General features: G+C 69.3%; 21 protein-coding genes. 10 read left to right on the plus strand and 11 right to left on the minus strand.

Annotated elements, in window-relative coordinates; translation table 11 throughout:
- Positions 1–33: 33 nt before the first annotated feature.
- From ACVK00_RS12860 to ACVK00_RS12880, 5 genes are all read right to left on the minus strand, one after another.
- Positions 34–1,185, minus strand: a complete 1,152-nt coding sequence (locus ACVK00_RS12860; protein ID WP_284894395.1) for a VanZ family protein — start codon at positions 1,183–1,185, stop codon at positions 34–36.
- Between the two features lie 19 nt (positions 1,186–1,204).
- Positions 1,205–1,828 carry an ABC-type transport auxiliary lipoprotein family protein gene (locus ACVK00_RS12865; RefSeq protein WP_284894392.1) on the minus strand — a complete coding sequence of 208 codons (624 nt, stop codon included), beginning with the start codon at positions 1,826–1,828 and terminating at the stop codon, positions 1,205–1,207.
- An 89-nt stretch (positions 1,829–1,917) separates the two neighbouring features.
- On the minus strand, positions 1,918–2,853 hold the full coding sequence (locus ACVK00_RS12870) for an MlaD family protein (RefSeq protein WP_284894390.1): 936 nt from the start codon (positions 2,851–2,853) through the stop codon (positions 1,918–1,920).
- 24 nt (positions 2,854–2,877) lie between these two features.
- Positions 2,878–3,789 carry an ABC transporter ATP-binding protein gene (locus ACVK00_RS12875; protein ID WP_284894388.1) on the minus strand — a complete coding sequence of 304 codons (912 nt, stop codon included), beginning with the start codon at positions 3,787–3,789 and terminating at the stop codon, positions 2,878–2,880.
- The gene (locus tag ACVK00_RS12880; RefSeq protein ID WP_175670648.1) at positions 3,786–4,910 is read right to left on the minus strand and encodes an MlaE family ABC transporter permease; all 1,125 of its coding nucleotides are present in this window, start codon (positions 4,908–4,910) and stop codon (positions 3,786–3,788) included. Before ACVK00_RS12880 ends, ACVK00_RS12875 begins: the two co-directional genes overlap by 4 nt.
- Before the next feature lie 293 nt (positions 4,911–5,203).
- Here ACVK00_RS12880 and ACVK00_RS12885 point away from each other — a divergent pair, with 293 nt between their 5' ends.
- From ACVK00_RS12885 to ACVK00_RS12905, 5 genes are all read left to right on the plus strand, one after another.
- Positions 5,204–7,264, plus strand: coding sequence for a bifunctional 2',3'-cyclic-nucleotide 2'-phosphodiesterase/3'-nucleotidase (locus tag ACVK00_RS12885; protein WP_284894386.1), 2,061 nt, complete (start codon positions 5,204–5,206; stop codon positions 7,262–7,264).
- A gap of 14 nt (positions 7,265–7,278) precedes the next feature.
- On the plus strand, positions 7,279–8,118 hold the full coding sequence (locus ACVK00_RS12890; RefSeq protein ID WP_175730520.1) for a tetratricopeptide repeat protein: 840 nt from the start codon (positions 7,279–7,281) through the stop codon (positions 8,116–8,118).
- 196 nt (positions 8,119–8,314) lie between these two features.
- Positions 8,315–9,235, plus strand: coding sequence for a biotin--[acetyl-CoA-carboxylase] ligase (locus tag ACVK00_RS12895; RefSeq protein WP_284894384.1), 921 nt, complete (start codon positions 8,315–8,317; stop codon positions 9,233–9,235).
- Entirely contained in the window at positions 9,232–10,020 is a 789-nt protein-coding gene (locus tag ACVK00_RS12900; protein ID WP_284894382.1) for a type III pantothenate kinase, read from the plus strand. Before ACVK00_RS12895 ends, ACVK00_RS12900 begins: the two co-directional genes overlap by 4 nt.
- 226 nt (positions 10,021–10,246) lie before the next feature.
- Positions 10,247–10,489, plus strand: a complete 243-nt coding sequence (locus ACVK00_RS12905) for a hypothetical protein (RefSeq protein WP_284894380.1) — start codon at positions 10,247–10,249, stop codon at positions 10,487–10,489.
- 16 nt (positions 10,490–10,505) lie between these two features.
- On the opposite strand, the gene rfaE2 is transcribed toward ACVK00_RS12905, so the two are convergent.
- The 6 genes from rfaE2 to ACVK00_RS12935 form a co-directional block, all read right to left on the minus strand.
- On the minus strand, positions 10,506–10,991 hold the full coding sequence (rfaE2, locus tag ACVK00_RS12910) for a D-glycero-beta-D-manno-heptose 1-phosphate adenylyltransferase (RefSeq protein WP_105787132.1): 486 nt from the start codon (positions 10,989–10,991) through the stop codon (positions 10,506–10,508).
- A gap of 162 nt (positions 10,992–11,153) precedes the next feature.
- Positions 11,154–12,032 carry a ferritin family protein gene (locus tag ACVK00_RS12915; RefSeq protein ID WP_006755359.1) on the minus strand — a complete coding sequence of 293 codons (879 nt, stop codon included), beginning with the start codon at positions 12,030–12,032 and terminating at the stop codon, positions 11,154–11,156.
- Between the two features lie 497 nt (positions 12,033–12,529).
- Positions 12,530–13,756 carry a patatin-like phospholipase family protein gene (locus ACVK00_RS12920; RefSeq protein ID WP_284894379.1) on the minus strand — a complete coding sequence of 409 codons (1,227 nt, stop codon included), beginning with the start codon at positions 13,754–13,756 and terminating at the stop codon, positions 12,530–12,532.
- 24 nt (positions 13,757–13,780) lie between these two features.
- Positions 13,781–14,542, minus strand: coding sequence for a PhaM family polyhydroxyalkanoate granule multifunctional regulatory protein (locus ACVK00_RS12925; RefSeq protein WP_284894378.1), 762 nt, complete (start codon positions 14,540–14,542; stop codon positions 13,781–13,783).
- A 79-nt stretch (positions 14,543–14,621) separates the two neighbouring features.
- Positions 14,622–15,449 carry an enoyl-CoA hydratase/isomerase family protein gene (locus ACVK00_RS12930; protein ID WP_354122871.1) on the minus strand — a complete coding sequence of 276 codons (828 nt, stop codon included), beginning with the start codon at positions 15,447–15,449 and terminating at the stop codon, positions 14,622–14,624.
- A gap of 117 nt (positions 15,450–15,566) precedes the next feature.
- Entirely contained in the window at positions 15,567–16,559 is a 993-nt protein-coding gene (locus ACVK00_RS12935; protein ID WP_175792379.1) for a fumarylacetoacetate hydrolase family protein, read from the minus strand.
- 127 nt (positions 16,560–16,686) lie between these two features.
- Here ACVK00_RS12935 and ACVK00_RS12940 point away from each other — a divergent pair, with 127 nt between their 5' ends.
- From ACVK00_RS12940 to metH, 5 genes are all read left to right on the plus strand, one after another.
- Complete coding sequence (locus tag ACVK00_RS12940; protein WP_284894377.1) at positions 16,687–17,562, plus strand: IclR family transcriptional regulator; 876 nt, start codon at positions 16,687–16,689, stop codon at positions 17,560–17,562.
- A gap of 153 nt (positions 17,563–17,715) precedes the next feature.
- A complete protein-coding gene (locus tag ACVK00_RS12945; RefSeq protein WP_284894375.1) occupies positions 17,716–18,978 on the plus strand; it encodes a DUF3108 domain-containing protein in 1,263 nt (420 codons plus the stop codon).
- A 244-nt stretch (positions 18,979–19,222) separates the two neighbouring features.
- Positions 19,223–19,480 (plus strand): BTH_I0359 family protein, encoded by a 258-nt coding sequence (locus ACVK00_RS12950; RefSeq protein WP_006477667.1) that lies wholly within the window; start codon positions 19,223–19,225, stop codon positions 19,478–19,480.
- A gap of 252 nt (positions 19,481–19,732) precedes the next feature.
- Positions 19,733–20,800: a homocysteine S-methyltransferase family protein gene (locus ACVK00_RS12955; protein ID WP_284894309.1), complete on the plus strand. Its 1,068-nt coding sequence runs from the start codon at positions 19,733–19,735 to the stop codon at positions 20,798–20,800.
- Between the two features lie 46 nt (positions 20,801–20,846).
- Positions 20,847–23,564: a methionine synthase gene (gene metH, locus ACVK00_RS12960; RefSeq protein ID WP_284894308.1), complete on the plus strand. Its 2,718-nt coding sequence runs from the start codon at positions 20,847–20,849 to the stop codon at positions 23,562–23,564.
- The last annotated feature ends 88 nt before the right edge of the window (positions 23,565–23,652 follow it).

Below are 23,652 nucleotides of genomic sequence, written 5' to 3' on the forward strand. Positions count from 1 at the left end.
ATCGGGCCGTGCCGCCCTGCCCCGCGTGCTGCCTCAGCGCCGCAGCGCGGCCGGCAGCCACGCGTGCTCGACCCGCTGGCCGAGCCAGATCAGTGCCGCGTAGGGCCAGATCCACGCGAGCCAGCGCGCGATGCTGTTGAAGTGCACGTAGCGGCCCTGCCGCCAGCCCGACAGCGTGAAGTCGAAGAACGGGTTGACCGGCAGCAGATTGACGAGCGCCACGCCGGCCAGCAGCGCGGCCGCCGCGAGCAGCGCGCGCCACGTGGCCGGCACGCGCAACGCCACCAGCGCCGCCGCGAAGCCGAGCTCGATGCCGAGCCGCGCGCCCGGCGTCGCCCACACGACGAGGAGGCCGGTGCTCGACTGCATGAAGGTGGCGGCTGCCTTCAGCGCGAGCGTCGCCGTGACGAACGCGATCAGGAGTCGCACGCGCGGCGCGCCGGCGCGCATCGCGAGCGACGCGATCGCCAGCGCGGCGAACAGCATCAACCCGCCGAGCACGGCTTCCCACGCGGAGTCGGACAGCCAGCCGTCGACGCGCTCGGGCCACTCGCTCACGCGCCACGCGGCCGGCAGCCACGCGAGCAGCGCATCCTGCATCGAGCCGTCGGCGCGCTCCCACAGCGCGGCCGGCCAGTCGCCGATGCCGAACAGGAACGGCGACGGAAACAGGATCGCGAATGGCCACAGCGCGGCGAGCAGCAGCGGCGTCGCGCCGTCGGTCTCGAACCATGCGAAGCGCAGCCGGCGCAGCGCGCCGCGGTCGAGCAGCGCGCCGGTGGCCGGTGCCGCGAGCGCGGCACCGAACAGCGCGCCGAGCGCGTTGGCCGCGAGGTCGAGATTCGACGCGACGCGCATGGGCAGGTAGGTCTGCAGCGCCTCCATCGACCCCGACAGCAGCACGCCGAGGCCACCCACGATCAGCGTCGCGGCCACGCCGCGCCAGCGCGGATGCAGCGCGAGCACGCCGAGTGCGCCGAACGGCAGGTAGCCGAGCACGTTGGTCACCACGTCGAACGCGGTCACATAGCGCTGCATCGGCGCGAACAGGTAGTCGAACGGCCCGATGCCGAGCGACATCCAGCCGTCGAACGGATACAGCGATGCATAGACGATGAGCGCCGCATACGCGGCGAACGCCTGTCGCGCCAGCGACGACGCGCGCGGCGTGCCCGGCGTGCTCATCGCGGCTGCACGCTGCGCGTCACGGGTTGCCCGCGTACGCCTGCACGCCGACCCACGCGGCGATCTGCGACACGAGCTCGTCGCTCGCGGCCGCGAGCGCACGCGCGCCGCCGGCCGCATCGGGCGTGCTCGACGGCGCGCGCGCGACGAACGTGCGCTGGCCGAGCACCTTGCCGTCCTGCATCAGCGTCGCGCGCGCGGTGACCGCGCCGTGACTCTGCGACTGCCCGTCGAACACCTGCTCGAATTCGTTCAGGTCGACTTTCAGCGTCGGCGCGCGCACGCCGTCGGAGCCTTCGAGCACCGCGCCGCGCGACGACAGCGCGCCGCGCAGCCGCTGCGTGAGCAGTTGCGCGGGCGGTGCGGTCCAGCGGCTGTCGCGATAGACGGCCGTGCGCTGCGCATCCGCATACGTGAGGCGGTAGACGAACTTGTCCGTGTCGAGCGCGTCGGGCGCGGCGACGTCGAGCACCTTCAGCGCGGGGCCCGTACCGGCCGTCACGACCGACGCGGCCGGCCCGAGGTCGTAGCGGACGTTCGACAGCGCCGCGCCGTTGCCGGCACAGCCGGCGGCGAACGCGAGCACCAGCATCGCGAGTGCGGTCGCGGCCGGACGCAGCGCGCGATCAAGGATTCGTGGCATGGCATGTTCCTGCATGATGTTTCCGGTTTCGATGGCGTCAGTGCCCGGCCTCGCTCCGGGCCGGGCGGTCGATGGGCTGGCGCCGCGCTTCATTTGCCGGCCGCCGCACCCGCGCCCGGCCAGACGAAGCCCGCTTCGCCGGGCCCGGGCGAGGCGCCGGGTGACCCGAACAACAGACTGCTCGGGTTGCGGCCGAGTTCGCCGGCGACGTCCTTCAATTGCCGCGACGCATCGCCGACGCTGCCCGCCAGCGCGTTGAAACGCGGCAGCGTGTCGTACTGGACCCGCGCGTTCAGGTCGTTCAGCGCGACGCCGACCTGCTCCGCGGCCGAGCCGGCCTTGTTCAGGTTCGACACGAGCGGCCCGTTCGGCTGCAGCAGCGTGTTCGCGGATGCCATCGTGCGATTGACCTCGTGCATCGTCTGCGGCAGCGCGGCCACCGCCGGCGCGAGCTGCTTCGACAGCGTCGCCGCGCCGTCCGCCGCATGCTGCAGGCTTTCGGCCGTCGCGCGCAACTGCTCGCGCATCTCCGGCGACATCAGCGCGTTCGCGCTTTCCGCCGCCTGCTCGAGTTGCCGCAACAGCACGTCGCCGCGCTCCTGGATCTGATCGAACAGGCTCGGCCGCATCGGAATCTGCGCGATCGCCTTCGGCGACGACGGCAGCGGCGCCAGGTCGCGGCCCGTGTCCTCGAGCTGCACGAACGCGATGCCCGTCACGCCCTGGAAGCCGAGGCTGCCGTAGGTCGACTGCGTGATCGGCGCATCGCGATCGACGAGAATCCGGATCCGGATCTGGCCCGGATGCGTGCGATCGAAGCCGATCGACTGCACCTTGCCGACGTCGAGGCCGCGAAAGCGCACGGCCGCATCGGGGAACAGCCCCGTCACGTTGGTGCGCGCGAGCAGGTCGTACGGCACGCGCACGGTGCGGTCGACGTTGAACCAGAACACGGTGCCCGCGATCGCCAGCGTCAGCGCGATCGTGAACAGGCCGGCCCAGAACGCATGTGATTTGTTTTCCATCAGGAGATTCCTTGTCCTTGCCGGTTACAGCTCGACGCTCGAGAGCGCCGGTTCGAGGGCGGCCTTCGGCAGCTTCGCGCGCCGCTCGGGCGGCAGCGCCTGCAGTGCGCGGCGCCCGCGCAGCCCCAGGAAATATTCGTGGATGAACGGATGGTCGACGTTCGCGGCCTCCTCGACCGGCGCGGCCACCAGCACCTTGCGGTCGGCCAGCACCGCGACGCGCGTCGACAGCGCGACCATCGTGTCGAGGTCGTGCGTCACCATCACGACCGTCAGCCCGAGCGTGCGGTGCAGCGTCGCGATCAGCTCGACGAATTCGTCGGATGCCTGCGGGTCGAGGCCGGCGGTCGGCTCGTCGAGGAACAGCAGTTCGGGCTCCAGCGCGATCGCGCGCGCGATGCCGACCCGCTTCACCATCCCGCCCGACAGCGCGGCCGGCATCTTCGACGCGTGCTTGCACGGCAGCCCGACCATCTCGAGCTTCAGCATCACGATGTCATGCAGCAGGTCGGGCGGCACGCGGCCGAGCTCGCGCAGCGGCTGCGCGACGTTGTCGAACACCGTCATCGACGAGAACAGCGCGCCCTGCTGGAACAGCATCCCCGAACGCGTGCGCATCATCCGCGCGGTCGCGTCGTCGATCTTCGAGGTGTCCTCGCCGAACACCTTGATCGTGCCGGACGTCGGCCGCTCGAGGCCGAGGATCTGCCGCACGAGCGTCGTCTTGCCCGACCCCGAGCCGCCGACGATCGCAACGATCTCGCCGCGCCGCACGTCGAAATCGAGCTTCTGGTGAACGATATTGCGCCCGTAGCGCTTCGTCAGGTTGCGCACCTCGATCACGAAATCGTCACCGGGCGCGGCGGCCGATCCGGCGCCGGCTGCCGCCGTATGGGCGCTGGCGGCACCGGCCGCCGAGTCGTTCGACGCGTTCATCCGAGCCCCACGTTCTGGAACATGATCGCGAACACCGCGTCGGCGAGGATCACGACCGTGATCGACGAGACGACCGACGTGGTCGTGCCTTCACCGAGGCTTTGCGAGTTCGCCTTGATCCGGAAACCGAAATGGCATGCGACCAGCGCGATCAGCATGCCGAACACGACGCCCTTGCCGACGCCGATGTACAGGTTCGCGATCGGCACGACGCCCGGCAGCGAGCGCACGAAATAGTTGATGTCGATCCCGAGCACGAATTTCGCGGCGAGCGCGCCGCCGCTCAGCGCGATGATGTTGGTCCACATCACGAGCAGCGGCATCGCGACGCCGAGCGCGAGCACGCGCGGCAGGATCAGCCGCAGCCCGTGCGGGATGCCCATCACGCGCATCGCGTCGAGCTCCTCGGTCACGCGCATCACGCCGATCTGCGCGGTGATCGCCGAGCCCGAGCGGCCCGCGACGAGGATCGCCGACAGCACCGGGCCGAGCTCGCGGATTACCGACAGCCCGAGGATGTTCACGATGTAGCGGTTCGCGCCGAATGTTTGCAGCTGCTGCGCGGACAGGTAGCTGAGCACGATGCCGATCAGGAACGCGACCAGCGCGGTGATCGGCAGCGCCTGCGCGCCGGCGCTGTAGATGTTCGCCGAGGTTTCCTTCCACGGCATCGTCTTCGGACGGCGCAGCACCGACAGCGCGTCGAGGATCACGAGGCCGAACATCGCGATGCCGCCCTGCAGGTGCTCGGCGAACGCGAACAGCATGAAGCCGAAGCGCGTGATCGGGCCGAAGTGCACGACGCGCTCGGGCGCCTCGCGCTGGCTGTCGAGCCGCTCGATGCGCTCGAAGATCGTGCGCTGCGTGGGGCTCAGCGCGACGCCGTCCGGCAGCTTGCGGCCCCACACGCGCCACAGCGCCTGGCCGCCGACGTGGTCGAGCCGTTCAATGCCGGACAGATCCCATTCGCTCACGCGCCCGGACGCGATGCCCGCGACGCGGCGCGCGACCGCGCCACGGTTGCGCGCGAGCGCGAGCGCGGTCCATTGGCCGTACAGGCGCACCGTCTGGCCCTGGCCGCCGGCGTCGACCGACAGGCCGGGAGGAGTCTCGAAGTCCAAGGGCGGGTTGTTTGCAAAAGGTTGACAGCGGCCATTGTAGCGAACCGCCCGGCGCAGCGACGTGAGGATTTCCGTCGCGGCGCCCGGCCGGCGCGCCGGCCCGAGGCGCCTGCCTGCACATGCGTGGGCCGGATCGGCTTGCCTCGCTGGCGACCTTTCATTCTTCCGTCATGTTTCCTTTCGATACTCTCACGCGCGCACATCAGGCCGTCGGCGCCCGCGCCGCCATTTCGTTGCGCACCGCGCACTTCATCGTCGCGATTCATAGAACAGAACACCGAACAGGACAACCGATGCGTCTCCCCCCGCTTTCCCGCCGCCGCGTGGGCTTCGCCGCCGCGCTCGCCAGCCTCGCCTTCGCCCTCGCCGGCTGTGGCGGCGACGACGTCACCGCTCCGCCGTCGCAGGCCCAGGCACCCGTCGGCACGACCGCCACGCTCGCGCTGCTCGAAACGACCGACCTGCACACCAACGTGCTGTCATATGACTATTTCAAGCTCGCCGCCGACAGCTCGCTCGGCTTCGAGCGCGTGTCGACGCTGATCGCGCAGGCGCGCGCGCAGTATCCGAACACGCTGCTACTCGACAACGGCGACACGATCCAGGGCACCGCGCTGTCGGACTACCAGGCGCTCGTCAAGCCGATCGGCTGCGACCAGACGCTCGCGATCTACAAGGTGATGAACGCCGCGAAGTTCGACGGCGGCGGGATCGGCAACCACGAGTTCAACTACGGGCTGCCGTACCTGTCGCAGGTGACCGGCAACACGTTCGACGTCGACGGGCTGCCGGCCCCCGCGCAGCAGAAGAAGTGCGCGGGCCCGAACTTCCCGCAGGTGCTCTCGAACGTGATCAGCGCGAAGACCAACGCGCCGCTGTTCACGCCGTACACGATCCTGACCCGCACGGTGACGGCCGTCACGCCCGACGGCAAGACGGTCAGCGCGCCGGTGAAGGTCGGCATCATCGGCTTCACGCCGCCCGCGATCATGAACTGGGACAAGCGCTGGCTCGACGGCAAGGTCTATACGACCGGTCTGAAGGAAGCGGCCGAGAAGTACATTCCGGAGATGCGCGCGAAGGGCGCCGATCTCGTCGTCGCGATCTCGCACGGCGGCCTCGACAACGCCGCGTATTCGCCGACGATGGAAAACGGCAGCTGGTGGCTGTCGAAGGTGCCCGGCATCGACGCGATGCTGATCGGCCACTCGCACCAGGTGTTCCCGGACGCGAACAGCACCGTGCCGCAGTTCAACCTGCCGGGCGTCGACAAGGCGAAGGGCACCGTCAACGGCGTGCCGACCGTGATGGCCAACTTCTGGGGCAAGCATCTCGGCGTGATCAAGCTCGGCCTGAAGTTCGACGGCAACGCGTGGAGCGTCGACAAGTCGCTGACGACCGTCGAGGCACGGCCGATCCAGAACGCGGACAAGAGCTACGTCGCCGCCGACCCGTCGGTCTCCGCCGCGATCGCCGCCGAGCACCAGGCGACGATCGACTACGTGAAGACGCCGATCGGCTCGACCGACTACCGGATGAACTCGTACTTCGCGGACGTCGGCGATCCGGGCGCGATCCAGATCGTCAACGAGGCGCAGGCCGACTACGTGCGGACCTACGTGCAGGCGAACCTGCCGCAATACGCGTCGCTGCCGGTGCTGTCGGTCAGCGCGCCGTTCAAGAGCGGCTTCGGCGGCGGCAGCGACTACACCGACGTCGCGCCGGGCGCGCTCGCGATCAACAACGCGGCCGACCTGTACCTGTATCCGAACACCGTGTACGCGGTGAAGGTGAACGGCAGCGACGTGAAGAACTGGCTCGAGACGGCCGCGAAGCGCTTCAACACGATCGACCCGACCAAGGCGACCGTGCAGCCGCTCGTCAGCAGCTTCCCCGGCTACAACTTCGACATGTTCACGTCCGCCGATCTCGCGTACGAGATCGACGTCACGCAGCCGGTCGGCAGCCGGATCAGGAACCTGACGTACAAGGGCGCGCCGATCGACCCGAACGCGCAGTTCATCGTCGCGACCAACAACTACCGCGCGAGCGGCGGCGGCAACTTCCCGGGCCTCGACGGCAGCAAGACGATCTTCGCGTCGCCCGACGCGAACCGCGACGTGCTGATCTCGTTCATCAAGAAGCGCGGCGCGATCACGCGCGCGGCGGACGGCGCGCAACGCAGCTGGCGCTTCACGAAGCTCGCGAGCTCGGTCGCGCACGTGCGGTTCACGTCGGCGCCGAATCGACTCGGCGACGCGGCGGCAGCCGGCCTGAGCGGCCTCACGCAGGTCGCGGCCGACGACGGCTCGGGCAAGAACCTCGCAATCTACGAGATCGACCTCACGCAATGACCATGAGACCCGCGATGCAACCGATCCGGACGATGCGGCCGGCCGAGGCCGGCTTCACCGCCGCCGCGCGGCGCCTGCTGCGCGCGAAACTCCCGCCCGCCGCGTTGCTCGCGGCGGCGGCCGTGACCGTCGCGGCCGTCGTCGCGACGACCGGCTGGCGGGCCGCCGGCCCCGCGCCGAGCGCCGCGCAGCTCGACGAGTGGCAGGCGATGGTCGCGCAGGCTGTCGAGCCGCACGCGCTCGCGCAGTTGCGGACCCTCGCACGGCGCGGTTCGGGCGACGCGCAGGCGGCGCTCGGCATCGCGCTCGTCGATGCGCGCGAGCCGGGACTGCGCGACGAAGGGCGCGGCTGGCTGGAAACCGCCGCCGACGGCAAGACCGACTCGCTCGCCGCGCGACGCGCGCAGCTCGCACTCGGCAAGGCCCTGCTGCTCGGCAGCGGCGACATCCCGAAGGACTACGCACGCGCCCGCGCGCTGCTCGGCGAAGCGGCCGGCCAGGGCGACCCGGCCGCCGCGTACTACCTCGGGCTGATCTACCGCAGCGGCTACGGCACCGCGGCCGACCCCGTGCAGGCCGCGCACTGGTTCGAGCTCGCGTCGCGCGCGGACATCCCGGCGGCGGACTTCATGCTCGCGAACGCGTACCGCGACGGTAGCGGCGTGCCGCGCGACGAAGCGCGGGCGCTTGCGCTGTATCGGCGTGCGGCGGAACACGAGCTGCCGGAAGCCGTGCAGACGCTCGCGATGGCGTATCGCAACGGTGAGTTGGGGCTCAAACCCGATGCGGATGAGTTCCACGCGCAGTGGATCGAGACCGCGCATGCGTTGAAGCATCCGGTCGTGGCGCCCTGACGGTGCGGCAATGTGCGGCGGGCCGCCAGTCCGCCGCGGACCGACGCACGTGACATCCCGCGATCGATCCAGGGATGCCACGTCTGATACGGGGGGACGGACCGCTCCGCGCGGCGCGGCAAACGCGGCACCGTCGAACGCCTCGGCCAAACCGCCGCCCGGCACGCACCGCCCCCCTGTCGCTACAATATGCGCCATGAACGCCCCCACCTCCTCCGACACGCCCGATACCGGTGACGCGCGCATCGCGCGCAACCGGCTCGAGGCGCACCTGGATGCCGCGCCGCGCGCGTGGCCGCTCGACATCGTCGCCGCCACCGGCTCGACCAACGCCGACGTCGCGACGCGCCTGAAGGCGCTGCCGCGCACCGCGAACGCGCTGCCCGCGCCGCTCGTGCGCGTCGCGTTCGAGCAGACGGCCGGCCGCGGCCGGCAAGGCCGCCCGTGGTTCGCCCAACCCGGCAACGCGCTGCTGTGCTCGGTCGGCTGCATCGTGCCGCGCCCCGTCGACGCGCTCGCCGGTCTCAGCATCGCGATCGGCGTCGCGCTCGCGGAAGGGCTCGCCGCGCTGCCGCTCGACGCCCGCTCGCGTGTCGCCCTCAAATGGCCGAACGACCTGCTGCTGACGGCCACCGACGACGGTACGTCGCACATCGTCGGCAAGCTCGCCGGGATCCTGATCGAAACCGTGTGGAGCACCGCCGACGCGACCGCCGTCGTGATCGGCTTCGGCATCAACGTGCGCGGCGCGGAAGCCGTCGCCGCACAGGTCGAAGCGCTGCGCGCGCGCGAAGCGACGCTCGCGAGCGGGCTGCCGCCGGCCGCGCTGTCAGCCGCGTGCGCATCGGCCAACCTCACCGATACGCTCGCCGCCGCACTGAACGCGCTCACGCCCGCACTCGCTCAGTTCGGCACCGACGGTCTCGCGCCGTTCCTGCCGCGCTGGCACGCGCTGCACGCGTACGCCGGGCGCGAAGTCGTGCTGCTCGAACAGGGCGTCGAACGCGCGCGCGGCATCGCGACGGGCATCGACGCGACCGGCCAGCTGCTGCTCGACACACCCGACGGCGTGCAGGCGATCGCGGCCGGCGACGTATCGCTGCGCGAAGCGCAATGAACGAGCCGCATCTGCTGATCGACGCCGGCAACAGCCGGATCAAGTGGGCGCTCGCCGACGCGCGGCGCACGCTCGTCGACACGGGCGCGTTCGGCCATACGCGCGACGGCGGCGCCGATCCGGACTGGTCGGCCCTGCCGCGTCCCCATGGCGCATGGATCTCGAACGTCGCGGGCGCCGAGGTGGCCGCACGGCTCGACGCGCTGCTCGACGCCCGCTGGCCGGGCCTGCCGCGCACGACGATCCGCTCGCGGCCCGCGCAATGCGGGGTGACGAACGGCTACACGACGCCCGAACAGCTCGGCAGCGATCGCTGGGCCGGCTTGATCGGCGCACGTGCGGCGTTCCCGGGCGAGCATCTGCTGATCGCGACGTTCGGCACGGCGACGACGCTCGAAGCGCTGCGCGCGGACGGTCGCTTCACCGGCGGGCTGATCGCGCCGGGCTGGGCGCTGATGATGCGCGCGCTCGGCACGCACACCGCGCAGTTGCCGACGCTGACCACCGACATCGCAAGCGGGCTGCTCGCCGGCGCGCAGGCCGAGCCGTTCCAGGTCGATACGCCGCGCTCATTGTCGGCGGGTTGCCTGTACGCGCAGGCCGGGCTGATCGAACGCGCATGGCGCGATCTCGCCGATGCGTGGGAGGCGCCCGTGCGGCTGGTGCTGGCAGGCGGTGCGGCGGACGACGTCGCGCGCGCGCTGACGCTGCCGCATACGCGGCACGACGCGCTGATCCTGTCGGGGCTCGCGTTGATCGCCGCGGAAGCGGCGGCGCAGGATTGACGGAAACCGGCCGGCATCGCGCCGACCGCGTCGACGGATACCCGGCTGCGTGCTTCGTCACGGGAAGGATGGAAAAACGGGCGCCGGTGTGTGCGCCCATGCAGGCAGCCGGCCGCCCACGCGGCTCGGCCGTCGCGAACGATCGCCAGCTGCAATGGCAACCTCTGCCATGCGGCCGGCCCGACTGAACGGTTGAACGACTGAACCACGACGAGGAGTGTCGACGATGCTGCGCTGGCTGATCGCTGTTCTCTTTCTCGCGAACCTGCTCGCGTTCGTGGCGGTGCGCGGCGTGTTCGGGCCGCTGCCGGCGGCCGGCGCGCGCGAACCGGGCGTGCTGTCCCGGCAGGTGCGGCCCGATGCAGTGCATGCGATGCCGCTCGCGCAGGCGACCGATCAGCCCGTGATCGGCGGTCCGATCGCCGCGCCGGCCATCACGGCGGAGCCGCTCGCGGCATCCGCGCCCTGACGGCGCAGCGTACGCATCAGGACTGCTGCGCGCGCACCTTCTTCAGCAGCGCGGTGGTCGAGCGGTCATGCGCGAACGGAATCGCGAGCGCACGACCACCCCAGCCCCGCACGATGGCCGATTCCGGCAGCGCGTCCATGTCGTAGTCGCCACCCTTCACGAGAATGTCCGGACGGACGGCCTCGATCAGCGACACCGGCGTCTTTTCCTCGAACTTCACGACCCAGTCGACGCTCTCCAGCGCCGCGAGCAGCGCCATCCGGTCGTCCTCGCGGTTGATCGGACGGTCGTCGCCCTTGCCGAGCATGCGCACCGACGCATCGCTGTTCACGCCGACGATCAGGCAGGCGCCGAGCGCCTTGGCATCGGCGAGATACGTGACGTGGCCACGGTGCAGGATGTCGAACACGCCGTTCGTGAACACGACGGGCGAAGGCAGCGAAGCGCGCAGGGCAACCAGGGCGTCGCGGGTGATCAGCTTGCGTTCGAAGGTAGCGGACATGATGGAGTTCGGATGGCGTGAGCGGCGCGCAGTGCACGTCGCGGCGGGACGCGGCGGCGCCAGATAAAAAGCCCGCCGGCGGGCCGGGCGGGCTTCATGCAGGAATTCACTGCGACGATCGCAACCGGCGGAGCGTCACGGCGGCTGCGCCGCCGCGCGGCCTCAGGCCGGTTGCGCGGCCGACGACGGGCCGCTTTCGGACTGCAGGCGGCCGGTGACTTCCTTGCGATAGCGGTTCAGCTCCTGCGCGGTCGCGAACGTGCGCTCGAACAGGATCGACAGGTTGTGCAGGATCCGGTCGACGACCTTCTTTTCCCACTCGCCGTCGAAGCGGATCTGCTCGTCGAGCCAGCGCTCGAGCCATTCCGGATCGGGCAGGCGCGACTGCACGGTGTCGCGCGGGAACAGCGCCTGGTTCACGTGCAGGTTGGTCGGGTGCAGCGGCTTCTCGGTGCGGCGCGCCGACGCCATCAGCACGCCGATCTTCGCGAACGCCGCGCGCGCGACGTCGCCGCAGTTGTTCAGCGCCTTCTTCATGTAGCGCAGATAAGCGCCGCCATGGCGCGCTTCATCGCGCGAGATCGTTTCGTAGATGTGCTTGATGACCGGCTCGGTGTGCCAGTCGGCCGCGCAGCGATACCAGTGGTTCAGACGGATCTCGCCGCAGAAGTGCAGCATCAGCGTCTCGAGCGGCGGCGCCGGATCGAACTGGAAGCGCACCGCGTGCAGCTCTTCCTCGGTCGGCACCATTTCCGGCCGGAACCGGCGCAGGTATTCCATCAGCACGAGCGAATGCTTCTGCTCCTCGAAGAACCACACGCTCATGAACGCGGAAAAGTCGCTGTCGTGCTGATTGTCGCGCAGGAACATTTCCGTTGCGGGCAGCGCCGACCATTCGGTGATCGCGTTCATCTTGATCGTCTTCGCCTGCTCGTCGGTGAGCAGCGAAGCGTCGAACTTGTCCCACGGAATGTCCTTCTCCATGTCCCAGCGGACAGCTTCGAGCGACCTGTAAAGTTCCGGATAAAGCATGGTGTTCATGATGGTCCCACCCCTGTTCTGCGCAATGCGACTTCTCTAAACGTGACTGTTGCCGCGTAGGCGCACGAGCGCGCTTTTTTGCAGCCAAGACTCTAATTTTACGCGGGAATCCAGCCGCCGGACGCAGATTCCGCATCCGACAGCCGGGCGGCCGCGCCGCCGCCTCGAGGCATGCCGCAGCCCCGCTCCGCTCGAACGGAACCGGCCGCGCGTGCCTCATGTGGGGGCCGGCGCAGGCCGGCTCGTTGACGAGCCGGCCCCGGCGTCACACGGCTCCCGGACGGGTTACCCGTACGGCTGCCGGACGGCAGGCTGCTCGATATGGTGTATACGGCGGCGGCCATGATAGCACGCACCCATGACGGTTCCGAGACGCCTGCCCGGTCGCGCGCCGCCAACGGCGGTGCGGCAATCAGTCGCGGGTGGGCGTCGCGAAAACGCAACCAATCTGTAAGGCGCATCTGCTTCAACTCCGTTTCCGGGGAGCCGGGCTCCCATCAGACCCGTATTTCGCCCGTCGCGATGCCGCCGTCCGGCGGCGTGCCGGTCGTCGGCGCGCTGCAGCCATCGGCCCCCGCGATCCAGTCCGCCAGCGTGTCGCGCTGCGCGCGCCCGTCGCGATAGCCGAGCTCGATCAGCTCGCGCGTGAACGCCTCCTCGAACAGCAGGTAGCTCGCGAACGACGCGCCGGCCGGCTGGCTGCCGCCGATCGCGCCGAGCAGCCCGCGCATCGTCGCCGGCATCTCCTTCAGGTGTTTCGCGGCGATCAGCTCGATGCGCTCGGACGGCGCGATCGCGAGCACGTCCACGTGCCGCCAGCCGCTGTCCACTTCGACCTGCTGCGGCAGGTGCTCGATCATCCGGTTGATGTGCTCGATGCGCTCGATGTCCGCGCCGATCGAGTCGAGAAACACGCTCGCAAGCACCTGCTGGCCGATCTGCGCGAGCGTCGGATAGCCGCGCACCCGCCCCGAACCGTTCGCGGCGGGAATCTCGGGCCGCGGATCGGCCGCGCCGATCACGAGGATCCGGTTTGCGCCGAAGTGGATCGCCGGCGACAGCGGCGCGACCTGCCGGATCGACCCGTCGCCGAAGTACTCGATCTGTCCGTCGAGCACGAGCGGCACGGCCGGGAACACGAACGGAATGGCCGACGACGCGAGCAGGTGCGACGCCGACAGGTCGACGAGCCGCGCGGTGCGCTGCGCGCGCCGCCATGCCTGGATCGGCTCGGCGGCCTGGTAGAACGTCAGATGCCGCCCGCTTGAATAGCTGAGCGCCGTGATCGAGAGCGCATGCAGCAGCCGGCTCTCGAGCATCTGCTCGATCCGGTGGAAACTCAGCTCGCGCTGCAGCAGGTGCGCGAGCGGCGCGTTGTCGAGCAGCCCGCGCGGCGAACGGCGCGACGCCCAGCCGAAGGTCATCGCCGCGAGCCAGCGAGCACCCGCCGCCGCGATGCCGAGCCAGTCGGTGCGATACACGTAGTCCGCGCGCAGCGGCTCCCAGAATTCGAGCAGACGCCGCACGCCGTGCGAAAAATCGTCCGCGTGACTCGCGATCGACGTTGCATTGATCGCCCCGGCCGACGAGCCGCATACGACCGTAAACGGCACCGTATGCCGATGCGGATCAGCCTCCCGCGCGATCTCGGCCAGCGCCTTCAGCACGCCGACCTGGTAGGCGGCGCGGGCGCCGCCCCCCATCAGAACGAGCGCGAGCCGCATGATCGACCTGCCATCCGGTTCGCGTCAGGTCGAGCGCTTCGGCGGACGCGTCGCGGGCGACGAAGCGGCCGCCGCGCGCGCCGCGGCCGAATCGGACGGCTTCGCGCGCTTCGCGGCCGGCTTGCGCGGCGCGGCGGTCGCGGCCGCGGCCGGTGCGGGCGGTTCCGCCCGCGCCGTCGGCGCGGCCTGCCCGGGCGGGGCATCGCCCGGCTGATCGGCCTGCACGCCCGGCTGCGTCATCGCAAGGCTCGCGAGCTGATTGAACTGCGCCTGCAGCAGGTTCCACCAGCCGGCCGGGTCGAACGCCTGCTGCGCGGCGTCGCCTGCCGGCGGCGCCTCGGCAGCGGCTGCCGCTGCGTCCGGCGCGTGCTGCGCATCGGCGCGCGGCGCGGACGCCGCTTGCGCGGCCGCGACCGCGGCTTCCTCGGCCGCCGACATCGAGCTCTGCGCGAATGCGCCGAACGCACGCAGCGTCGCGAGCGTCGCGCGCTGTACCTCGAGCGCCTGGATCGCGGACTGCAGCATCCCGAGATTGAGCTTGAGCCATTGCTCGACCGCGCGCAGATCGGTGATCCGCTTGTCGAGCTCCTCGACGCTCGTGAGCGGCGCCATCATGTCGGACATGCTCGACAGCGACGGCGGCAACCCCGACGCGGCGCCGGGAAACGACGCCATCCCGCCGAACGGCGACATCCGCATCATGTCCCACATCCGGTCGAGCATGTCGGCAGGCTTGAAACCGGCAAAGCCGGCGAAGGGGTTGGAGCCGGAGGCTTCGTTCGTCATTACGGGCATCCTGGTTGACTGGGTGAGCGAAGCGGCCGGCACGGGTCGCGCGGCCGCCCTGGTTCGATGATAGCGCGCGTCAGAACGGTGCGTCGCCGGGGAAGTCGGGCGGGCGCCGCTCGCGCAGCGAGCGGATGCCTTCCTGCACGTCGGGCCCCGAGAAGCCCATGAATTCGAGCGCGAGCGACGTATCGAACGTCGGCCCGGCGCTGCGCAGCCAGTTGTTCAGCGCGTACTTGGTCCAGCGGATCGCCGACTGCGACCCGTGCGCGAGTCGCTCCGCGACTTCGTACGCCTTCGGCAGCAGCTCGGCCGGCTCGACCGCGAGCGACACGAGGCCGATCCGCTCGGCCTCCTCGCCGCTCACCGGCTCGCACAGCAGCAGGTAGTACTTCGCCTTCGCCATCCCGCACAACAGCGGCCACACGATCGCCGCGTGATCGCCGGCCGCCACGCCGAGCCGCGTATGACCGTCGATGATGCGCGCATCCTTCGCGGCGATCGAGATGTCGGCGAGCAGCCCGGCGACGAGCCCCGCGCCGACGGCCGGGCCGTGCATCGCGGATACGATCGGCTTGCTGCAGTTGATCACGTTGTAGACGAGGTCGCGCGCCTCGCGCCACACACGGGCGCGCACGTCGAAGTCGTTCGCCATCGCCTCGACGAGCGCGAGATCGCCGCCCGCCGAAAAGCCCTTGCCCTCGCCGCGGATCACCGCGACGCGCGTATCGGGATCGCGGTCGACGTCGCGCCAGATGTCGGCGAGTTCGCGATGCATGCGTTCGTTCGCGGTCGCGAGGCCGCTGCGGTTCGCGCCCTCGCCGCTCATCACGATATCGAGCACGCCATGATCACGGCGCGTCACCTTCAATGCTTCGTAACCGCCGAATGCGGCAAGATCGGCCATGCGCAGCTCCCGGTGCTTGAGGCGTTTGAACGCCTGAATCGAGTGTAGCCAAGCCCGCGCGGGCAAACATCAGGCGAAACCCGGCGCGCGGGCCGGGAGCCGGGCTTCGCGCGTGCGTCAGGCCGCGCCGTCGGGCGGTGCGACCGCCTGCTCGATCGCGCCGAAGATCGACTTGCCGGCCGCGTCGAACATCTCGATGCGCACGGTGTCGCCATAGCGCATGAATTCGGTCTGCGGCGCGCCGTGCTCGATCGTCTCGAGGCAGCGCTTCTCCGCGATGCAGCAGTAGCCGCGCTTCGCGTCCTTGTTCGACACGGTGCCCGAGCCAACGATCGAGCCGGCACGCAGGTTGCGCGTCTTCGCCGCGTGCGCGACCAGCTGGCCGAAGTGGAACACCATGTCGGTGCCCGCGTCGGGCTGGCCGACCTTCTTGCCGTTCCAGTGGACGATCATCGGCCGGTGCACGCGGCCTTCGCGCCATTCGTCGCCGAGCTCGTCGAGCGTCACCGCGACCGGCGCGAACGCGGTGGCCGGCTTGCTCTGGAAGAAGCCGAAGCCCTTCGCGAGCTCGGCCGGAATCAGGTTGCGCAACGACACGTCGTTCACGAGCGTGACGAGCCGTACGGCCTTCAGCGCGTCGTCGGGCGATGCGCTCATCGGCACGTCGCCGGTGATCACCGCGACTTCCGCCTCGAAGTCGATGCCCCACTCCTCGGACGCGCACACGATGTCGTCGCGCGCGCCGAGGAAGTCGTCGCTGCCGCCCTGGTACATCAGCGGATCGGTCCAGAACTCCGGCGGCATCTCGGCGCCGCGCGCGCGACGCACGAGCTCGACGTGATTCACGTACGCGGAACCGTCGGCCCACTGGAACGCGCGCGGCAGCGGCGCCATGCAGTTCGCCGGATCGAACGCGAACGCGTTGCGTGCGCGGCCGTGGTTCAGCGCGTCGGACAGGTCGCGCAGTTGCGGCGCGTAGAACGCCCAGTCGTCGAGGACGCGCTGCAGCGTCGGTGCGATCGCATCGGCGATCGCCGCGGTGTGCAGGTCGCGCGACACGACGATCAGCTGGCCGTCGCGCGTGCCGTCCTTCAGCGATGCAAGTTTCATGGGGTGTCTGCCGTTGTAGTGACGATGGAGGGAATCTATTTTACGATGGTGAATCCGTGTGGCGCGCCACGATCGTGCGTGCCGCTTTCGTCCCGACCCTTGCCGCCTTGTCGCGCCCCCGTTGCCCATGCCCGCCAACCCGCTTCCCGACGACGATCTCGCTGATTCCGACACCGACGACACCGGCTCCGGCGAGCATGGCGAAGGCGGCGAGAAGGTCCGCTCCGGCATCCAGTCGATCGAGGTCGGCTTCCGCCTGCTCGAGGTGCTGACGAGCGAGCCGCGCGCGATGATGCTGCGCGACCTCGCGCAGCGCGCGGGCATGAGCCCTGCGAAGGCGCACCGCTACCTGGTGAGCTTCTCGCGGCTCGGCGTCGTGTCGCAGGATCCCGTGTCGGGCCGCTACGAACTCGGCGGCTTCGCGCTGCAGATGGGCCTCGCGCGGCTCGCGCGCGTGGACGGCGTGAAGCTCGCGCGGATCGCGCTGACCGAGTTGCGCGACCGCGTCGACCAGACGGTCGGCATCGCGGTGTGGGGCAATCAGGGCCCGACGATCGTGCACTGGATGGAATCGAGCCACCCCGCGAAGGCGTCGCTGAAGCTCGGTGACGTGATGCCGCTGCTCGGCTCCGCGACGGGCCTGCTGTTCGCCGCGTACCTGCCGCGCAGCAAGACCGCGGCGATGCTCGAGCGCGAGCTCGCCGACACGCGCCGCTCGCCGCATCACGGCGGCCCGCGCACGCTCGAGGAAGTCGACGCGGTGCTCGCCGACGTGCGCGCGCACCAGGCCGCGCGCGTCGAAGGGATGCTGCTGCCGACGATCCACGCGTTCTGCATGCCGGTGTTCGATGCGGTCGGCGAACTGGCGCTCGCGATCGTCGCGCTGGGTCAGGAAGGCATGTTCGACATCGCGTGGGGCGGCGAGATGGACTTCGCGCTGCGCGCGTGCGCGCAGAAACTGTCTTACGAACTCGGCTATAGTCCGGACGCGCGCGACGCCTGACACGCGAGGCGCGCGACACCCGGGCGAACCCGCGCGATGCAGCGCGAACGCGCGGCGCGGCCGGCGGTCCGATGGGTGTGACGTGCGGTTGTGACGTGCGTTATGCACGGCACGATCCGCCACGACTGCCCTAACCCTGTCCCGTTTTCGCCGATGCCGCCTGCCGACACCCGTCCTCGTCATGCCCTGCCCCGCCACTGGCTGCGCGCGGGCATCGCGATCGTCGTCGTGCTGGTGCTGCACGCGCTCGCCGCGTTGTGGCTGACGCGCAACCGCGAATCGTTCACGCCGCCCGCGCCCGCCGAGATTCCGGTCCAGATCGAATTGCTGAAGCCGCGTCCGATCGAGCGCCAGCCCGCGCCGAAGCCGGCCGAACATCCAACCGAACATGCGGCCGAGCCTGCGCCGGCGAAGCCGGCTCCCGCCGCACCGAAGCCCGCGCCATCGCCCGAGCCTGTCCTGACGTCGACGCAGACGGCCGAGCACGGCGAGCCGCCGCCGGCCGCCGCCTCCGCCGCGAGCGGCACGGCAAGCGCATCGGACGCGCACGCGGCATCGGCCGGCGGCGCCAGCAGTGCCGCGACGCCGGGCCCCGCGACGAGCGGCGTGAAGTTCGTGGCGCCGTCGTCCGGCGATCTGCAATACGATACGTTCTACAACGGGATGCAGAACATGATCGGCACGATCCACTGGCGCACCGACGGACACACCTACGACCTGTCGGTGTCGATGCCCGTGCCGTTCGTCGGTCCGTTCACGTACCGCAGCGAAGGCCGCGTCGACGCGTTCGGCGTCGCGCCCGATCGATATGTCGAGAAACGCGGCAAGCGGCCCGAGGACATCGCGATCTTCAACCGCGAGATCCGTCAGGTCGTCTTCACGCGCACGCCGAACAACGCGCCGCTGCCCGACGGCGTGCAGGATCGTTTCAGCATGCTGATGCAGTTGTCGGGGCTCGTGCGCGGCAATCCGTCCGCGTACAAGCCGGGCGTCACGCAACAGTTCTTCGTGATCGACAACAACAGCGGCGAGACCTGGCCGATCACGGTGATCGGCGACGAGGACGTGCAGACGCAGACCGGCATCGTTCGCGCGCGCCACTTCATGCGGCTGCCGCGCCGCGCGGGCGATACGCGCCGCATCGACATGTGGCTCGCGCCGTCGCTCGACTGGCTGCCCGCGAGGCTCGTACAATCGGAACCGAACGGCGCGCAGATCGAGCTGCTGTGGCACGGCCGGCTCGCCCCGCCGAGCGCACCTGCCGACGACGCGACGCCACGCGCAACAAGTGCGCCCGCCAGCACCCCGGCTGCCGTCGCACCAACCGCGGAGCCGGCACAACCGGCGCCGCCGGCGGACGTGCAACCGTCCGCGCCCACGGGTTCACCGCCCGCGTCGACGCCCGCCGCGCCGTGACGACCGACAGATCGGCAATTTCGACCGATTAAAGTGATGGCCGAAATGGCCGATGACACTCTTTAACAACTATTTCAGTGCACCGGATCACAATAAGAAACGTTTGATAGACATCGGCTTCTAACCAATACACCCCACGCAAACGGGAGAACGGGGTGTGCAGCGCAAGCCCCTTGAAACCGGCACAGCCTGCCCCACCTACGGGACAACAAGGCCAGATGCCACTGCGAAGAGGAGTGCCGCCATGCAAATGATCTACAACAGCCCCAACTACTGCGTCGTCGAATTTGCGCCGCAGGCCGGCCACCATCTGATGAATGCCGGCGGATACGAAATCGTCGACAAGAACGCGCAACGCGAGATCTTCATTGACGGCGAACTTGCCGAGCGTTTCCGCGCACACGTGAAACAGCTGATCGAGGATGAGCCGTCGCTCGACGAAGTGGACGAATTCCTCGGACAGTTCGACAGCCTGATGATGATGCCCGTCGTCCTGCACTGACGACGCCCGGTCCGGCGCATCGCCGGGCCAATCGCCGCGCGCTGGCGCGGCGCCGCGAGCACTCTGATCCAAGCCCCCGTCCGGTTCGCCGGCGGGGGTTTTCGTTTGGTGGGGCCCGTGCGCGACCTGGCGCGCCTTCGCTGCACCAACCACGCTTGCCCGCACGCTTCGCGCCCGCGCCGCGCAAGGCCGGGCGGCGCCCCGGCGCACCGGCTACAATGACGGTTTTCCCGTCTTCGCCGGTCTTCCGCCATGTCTGCGACCCCTCTCGCTGCTCCCGTCCCGCTCGACGCGCCCTACACGCGCGGCGCCGAACTGCCCGCGCTGCTGAAATCGCGCATCCTGATCCTCGACGGCGCGATGGGCACGATGATCCAGCGCTACAAACTCGACGAGGCCGCCTATCGCGGCGAGCGCTTCAAGGACTTCCCGCGCGACATCAAGGGCAACAACGAGCTGCTGTCGCTCACGCAGCCGCAGATCATCCGCGAGATCCACGACCAGTACTTCGCGGCCGGCGCCGACATCGTCGAAACCAACACGTTCGGCGCGACGACGGTCGCGCAGGCCGACTACGGGATGGAAGACCTCGTCGTCGAGATGAACATCGAATCGGCGCGGCTCGCGCGCGAATCGGCCGTGCGCTACGCCACGCCCGACAAACCGCGCTTTGTCGCGGGCGCGATCGGGCCGACGCCGAAGACGGCGAGCATCTCGCCGGACGTCAACGACCCGGGCGCGCGCAACGTCACGTTCGACGAACTGCGCAGCGCGTATTACCAGCAGGCGAAGGCGCTGCTCGACGGCGGCGTCGACCTGTTCCTCGTCGAGACGATCTTCGACACGTTGAACGCGAAGGCCGCGCTGTTCGCGCTCGACGAATTGTTCGAAGACACCGGCGAGCGCCTGCCGATCATGATCTCGGGCACCGTGACCGACGCCTCGGGCCGCATCCTGTCGGGCCAGACGGTCGAGGCGTTCTGGAATTCGCTGCGCCACGCAAAGCCGCTCACGTTCGGCCTGAACTGCGCGCTCGGCGCGGCGCTGATGCGCCCGTACATCGCCGAGCTCGCGAAGCTGTGCGACACCTACGTGTCGTGCTACCCGAACGCGGGCCTGCCGAACCCGATGAGCGACACGGGTTTCGACGAGACGCCGGACGTCACGTCGGGCCTGCTGAAGGAATTCGCGCAAGCCGGGCTCGTGAACCTCGCGGGCGGCTGCTGCGGCACGACGCCCGAGCACATCGCCGAGATCGCGAAGGCGCTCGCCGACGTGAAACCGCGCCGCTGGCCGAGCCACTACAGCGACGCCGCCTGACCGACCGCCCCAACGCCCGCCCTACCTCACACGAATTCGCACCGCCATGACCGATCACATGATGCGCCTTGCCGGCCTCGAGCCGTTCAACGTCACGTCCGGGACGCTCTTCATCAACGTCGGCGAACGCACCAACGTCACCGGCTCGAAGGCGTTCGCGCGGATGATCCTGAACGGCCAGTTCGACGAGGCGCTCGCCGTCGCGCGCCAGCAGGTCGAGAACGGCGCGCAGGTGATCGACATCAACATGGACGAGGCGATGCTCGATTCGAAGGCGGCGATGGTGCGCTTCCTGAACCTGATCGCATCCGAGCCGGACATCGCGCGCGTGCCGATCATGATCGACTCGTCGAAGTGGGAAGTGATCGAGGCCGGCCTCAAGTGCGTGCAGGGCAAGGCAATCGTGAACTCGATCTCGCTGAAGGAAGGCGAGGAAGCGTTCCGCCATCACGCGAACCTGATCCGCCGCTACGGCGCGGCCGCGGTCGTGATGGCGTTCGACGAGACGGGCCAGGCCGATACCTACGCGCGCAAGACCGAGATCTGCAAGCGCTCGTACGACTTCCTCGTGAACGAAGTCGGCTTCCCGCCGGAAGACATCATCTTCGACCCGAACATCTTCGCGGTCGCGACCGGCATCGAGGAGCACAACAACTACGCGGTCGACTTCATCGAGGCGACCCGCTGGATCAAGCAGAACCTGCCGTACGCGAAGGTGAGCGGCGGCGTGTCGAACGTGTCGTTCTCGTTCCGCGGCAACGACCCGGTGCGCGAGGCGATTCACACCGTGTTCCTGTACCACGCGATCCAGGCGGGGATGGACATGGGCATCGTGAACGCGGGCCAGCTCGGCGTGTACGCCGATCTCGACGCGGAACTGCGCGAGCGGGTCGAGGACGTGATCCTGAACCGCCGTGACGATTCCACCGACCGCCTGCTCGAAATCGCCGACAAGTTCAAGGCGGGCGGCGCGAAGAAGGAAGAGAACCTCGAGTGGCGCAATCAGCCGGTCGAGAAGCGGCTTTCGCATGCGCTCGTGCACGGCATCACGAACTTCATCGTCGAGGATACGGAAGAGGTGCGCGCGAAGATCGCCGCAGCCGGCGGCCGCCCGATCAACGTGATCGAAGGCCCGCTGATGGACGGGATGAACGTCGTCGGCGACCTGTTCGGTCAGGGCAAGATGTTCCTGCCGCAGGTCGTGAAGTCGGCGCGCGTGATGAAGCAGGCCGTCGCGCACCTGATCCCGTTCATCGAGGAAGAAAAACGGCTGCTCGCGGAAGCGGGCGGCGACGTGCGCGCGAAGGGCAAGATCGTCATCGCGACCGTGAAGGGCGACGTGCACGACATCGGCAAGAACATCGTGTCGGTCGTGCTCCAGTGCAACAACTTCGAAGTCGTCAACATGGGCGTGATGGTCCCGTGCAACGAGATCCTCGCGAAGGCGAAGGTCGAGGGCGCGGACATCATCGGGCTGTCGGGCCTCATCACGCCGAGCCTCGAGGAAATGGCGTACGTCGCGTCCGAAATGCAGCGCGACGATTACTTCCGCGTGAAGAAGATCCCGCTCCTGATCGGCGGCGCGACGACCTCGCGCGTGCACACGGCCGTGAAGATCGCGCCGCACTACGAAGGCCCGGTCGTCTACGTGCCCGACGCATCGCGCTCGGTGTCGGTCGCATCGAGCCTGCTGTCGGACGAAGGCGCGACGAAGTACCTCGACGAACTGAAGTCCGATTACGAACGGATCCGCGAACAGCACGCGAACCGCAAGGCCCAGCCGATGGTCACGCTCGCCGAGGCGCGCGCGAACAAGGCGAAGCTCGACTGGGCGAGCTACCAGCCCGTGAAGCCGAAGTTCATCGGCCGCCGCGTGTTCAAGAACTACGACCTGAACGAGCTGGCGAACTATATCGACTGGGGCCCGTTCTTCCAGACCTGGGATCTCGCGGGCCCGTACCCGGCGATCCTGAACGACGAGATCGTCGGCGAATCGGCGCGGCGCGTGTTCTCCGACGCGAAGTCGATGCTCGCGCGCCTGATCCAGGGCCGCTGGCTCACGGCGAACGGCGTGATCTCGCTGCTGCCGGCGAACACGGTCAACGACGACGACATCGAGATCTACACCGACGATTCGCGCTCCGAAGTGCTGCTCACGTGGCGCAACCTGCGCCAGCAGAGCGTGCGTCCGGTGGTCGACGGCGTGATGCGCCCGAACCGCTCGCTCGCGGACTTCATCGCGCCGAAGGAATCGGGCATCGCCGACTACATCGGGATGTTCGCGGTCACGGCCGGCCTCGGCGTCGACGTGAAGGAAAAGCAGTTCGAGGCCGACCACGACGACTACAGCGCGATCATGCTGAAGGCACTCGCCGACCGCTTCGCGGAAGCGTTCGCCGAGGCGATGCACGCGCGCGTGCGCCGCGAGCTGTGGGGCTATGCGAGCGGCGAGACGCTCGACAACGAGGCGCTGATCGCCGAAAAGTACGCGGGCATCCGCCCGGCGCCCGGCTACCCGGCCTGCCCCGACCACCTCGTGAAGCGCGACATGTTCGCCGCGCTGCATGCGGAGGAAATCGGGATGAGCGTGACCGAATCGCTGGCGATGCTGCCGGCCGCGAGCGTGTCGGGCTTCTATCTCGCGCATCCGGACAGCCGGTACTTCTCGGTCGGCAAAATCGGGCAGGATCAGCTCGACGACTACGCGCGGCGGATGTCGCTGTCGCTCGCCGACGCGCGGCGCGCGCTCGCGCCGCAACTCTGACCGATGCCAGCGGGCGGCCAGCCGCCATTTAATCAGACGAAATGAAAAGCCCGCTCGAAAGCGGGCTTTTTTTGCCTTGCCGACCTGT

Source organism: Burkholderia sp. PvR073, assembly GCF_054055695.1.

Coding starts and splice junctions, on each gene's coding strand:
- ACVK00_RS12860 (WP_284894395.1), bottom strand. CDS start 1,185: ATGAGCACGCCGGGCACGCCGCGCGCGTCGTCGCTGGCGCGACAGGCG.
- ACVK00_RS12865 (WP_284894392.1), bottom strand. CDS start 1,828: ATGCCACGAATCCTTGATCGCGCGCTGCGTCCGGCCGCGACCGCACTC.
- ACVK00_RS12870 (WP_284894390.1), bottom strand. CDS start 2,853: ATGGAAAACAAATCACATGCGTTCTGGGCCGGCCTGTTCACGATCGCG.
- ACVK00_RS12875 (WP_284894388.1), bottom strand. CDS start 3,789: ATGAACGCGTCGAACGACTCGGCGGCCGGTGCCGCCAGCGCCCATACG.
- ACVK00_RS12885 (WP_284894386.1), top strand. CDS start 5,204: ATGCGTCTCCCCCCGCTTTCCCGCCGCCGCGTGGGCTTCGCCGCCGCG.
- ACVK00_RS12890 (WP_175730520.1), top strand. CDS start 7,279: ATGCAACCGATCCGGACGATGCGGCCGGCCGAGGCCGGCTTCACCGCC.
- ACVK00_RS12895 (WP_284894384.1), top strand. CDS start 8,315: ATGAACGCCCCCACCTCCTCCGACACGCCCGATACCGGTGACGCGCGC.
- ACVK00_RS12900 (WP_284894382.1), top strand. CDS start 9,232: ATGAACGAGCCGCATCTGCTGATCGACGCCGGCAACAGCCGGATCAAG.
- ACVK00_RS12905 (WP_284894380.1), top strand. CDS start 10,247: ATGCTGCGCTGGCTGATCGCTGTTCTCTTTCTCGCGAACCTGCTCGCG.
- rfaE2 (WP_105787132.1), bottom strand. CDS start 10,991: ATGTCCGCTACCTTCGAACGCAAGCTGATCACCCGCGACGCCCTGGTT.
- ACVK00_RS12915 (WP_006755359.1), bottom strand. CDS start 12,032: ATGAACACCATGCTTTATCCGGAACTTTACAGGTCGCTCGAAGCTGTC.
- ACVK00_RS12920 (WP_284894379.1), bottom strand. CDS start 13,756: ATGCGGCTCGCGCTCGTTCTGATGGGGGGCGGCGCCCGCGCCGCCTAC.
- ACVK00_RS12925 (WP_284894378.1), bottom strand. CDS start 14,542: ATGACGAACGAAGCCTCCGGCTCCAACCCCTTCGCCGGCTTTGCCGGT.
- ACVK00_RS12930 (WP_354122871.1), bottom strand. CDS start 15,449: ATGGCCGATCTTGCCGCATTCGGCGGTTACGAAGCATTGAAGGTGACG.
- ACVK00_RS12935 (WP_175792379.1), bottom strand. CDS start 16,559: ATGAAACTTGCATCGCTGAAGGACGGCACGCGCGACGGCCAGCTGATC.
- ACVK00_RS12940 (WP_284894377.1), top strand. CDS start 16,687: ATGCCCGCCAACCCGCTTCCCGACGACGATCTCGCTGATTCCGACACC.
- ACVK00_RS12945 (WP_284894375.1), top strand. CDS start 17,716: ATGCCGCCTGCCGACACCCGTCCTCGTCATGCCCTGCCCCGCCACTGG.
- ACVK00_RS12950 (WP_006477667.1), top strand. CDS start 19,223: ATGCAAATGATCTACAACAGCCCCAACTACTGCGTCGTCGAATTTGCG.
- ACVK00_RS12955 (WP_284894309.1), top strand. CDS start 19,733: ATGTCTGCGACCCCTCTCGCTGCTCCCGTCCCGCTCGACGCGCCCTAC.
- metH (WP_284894308.1), top strand. CDS start 20,847: ATGACCGATCACATGATGCGCCTTGCCGGCCTCGAGCCGTTCAACGTC.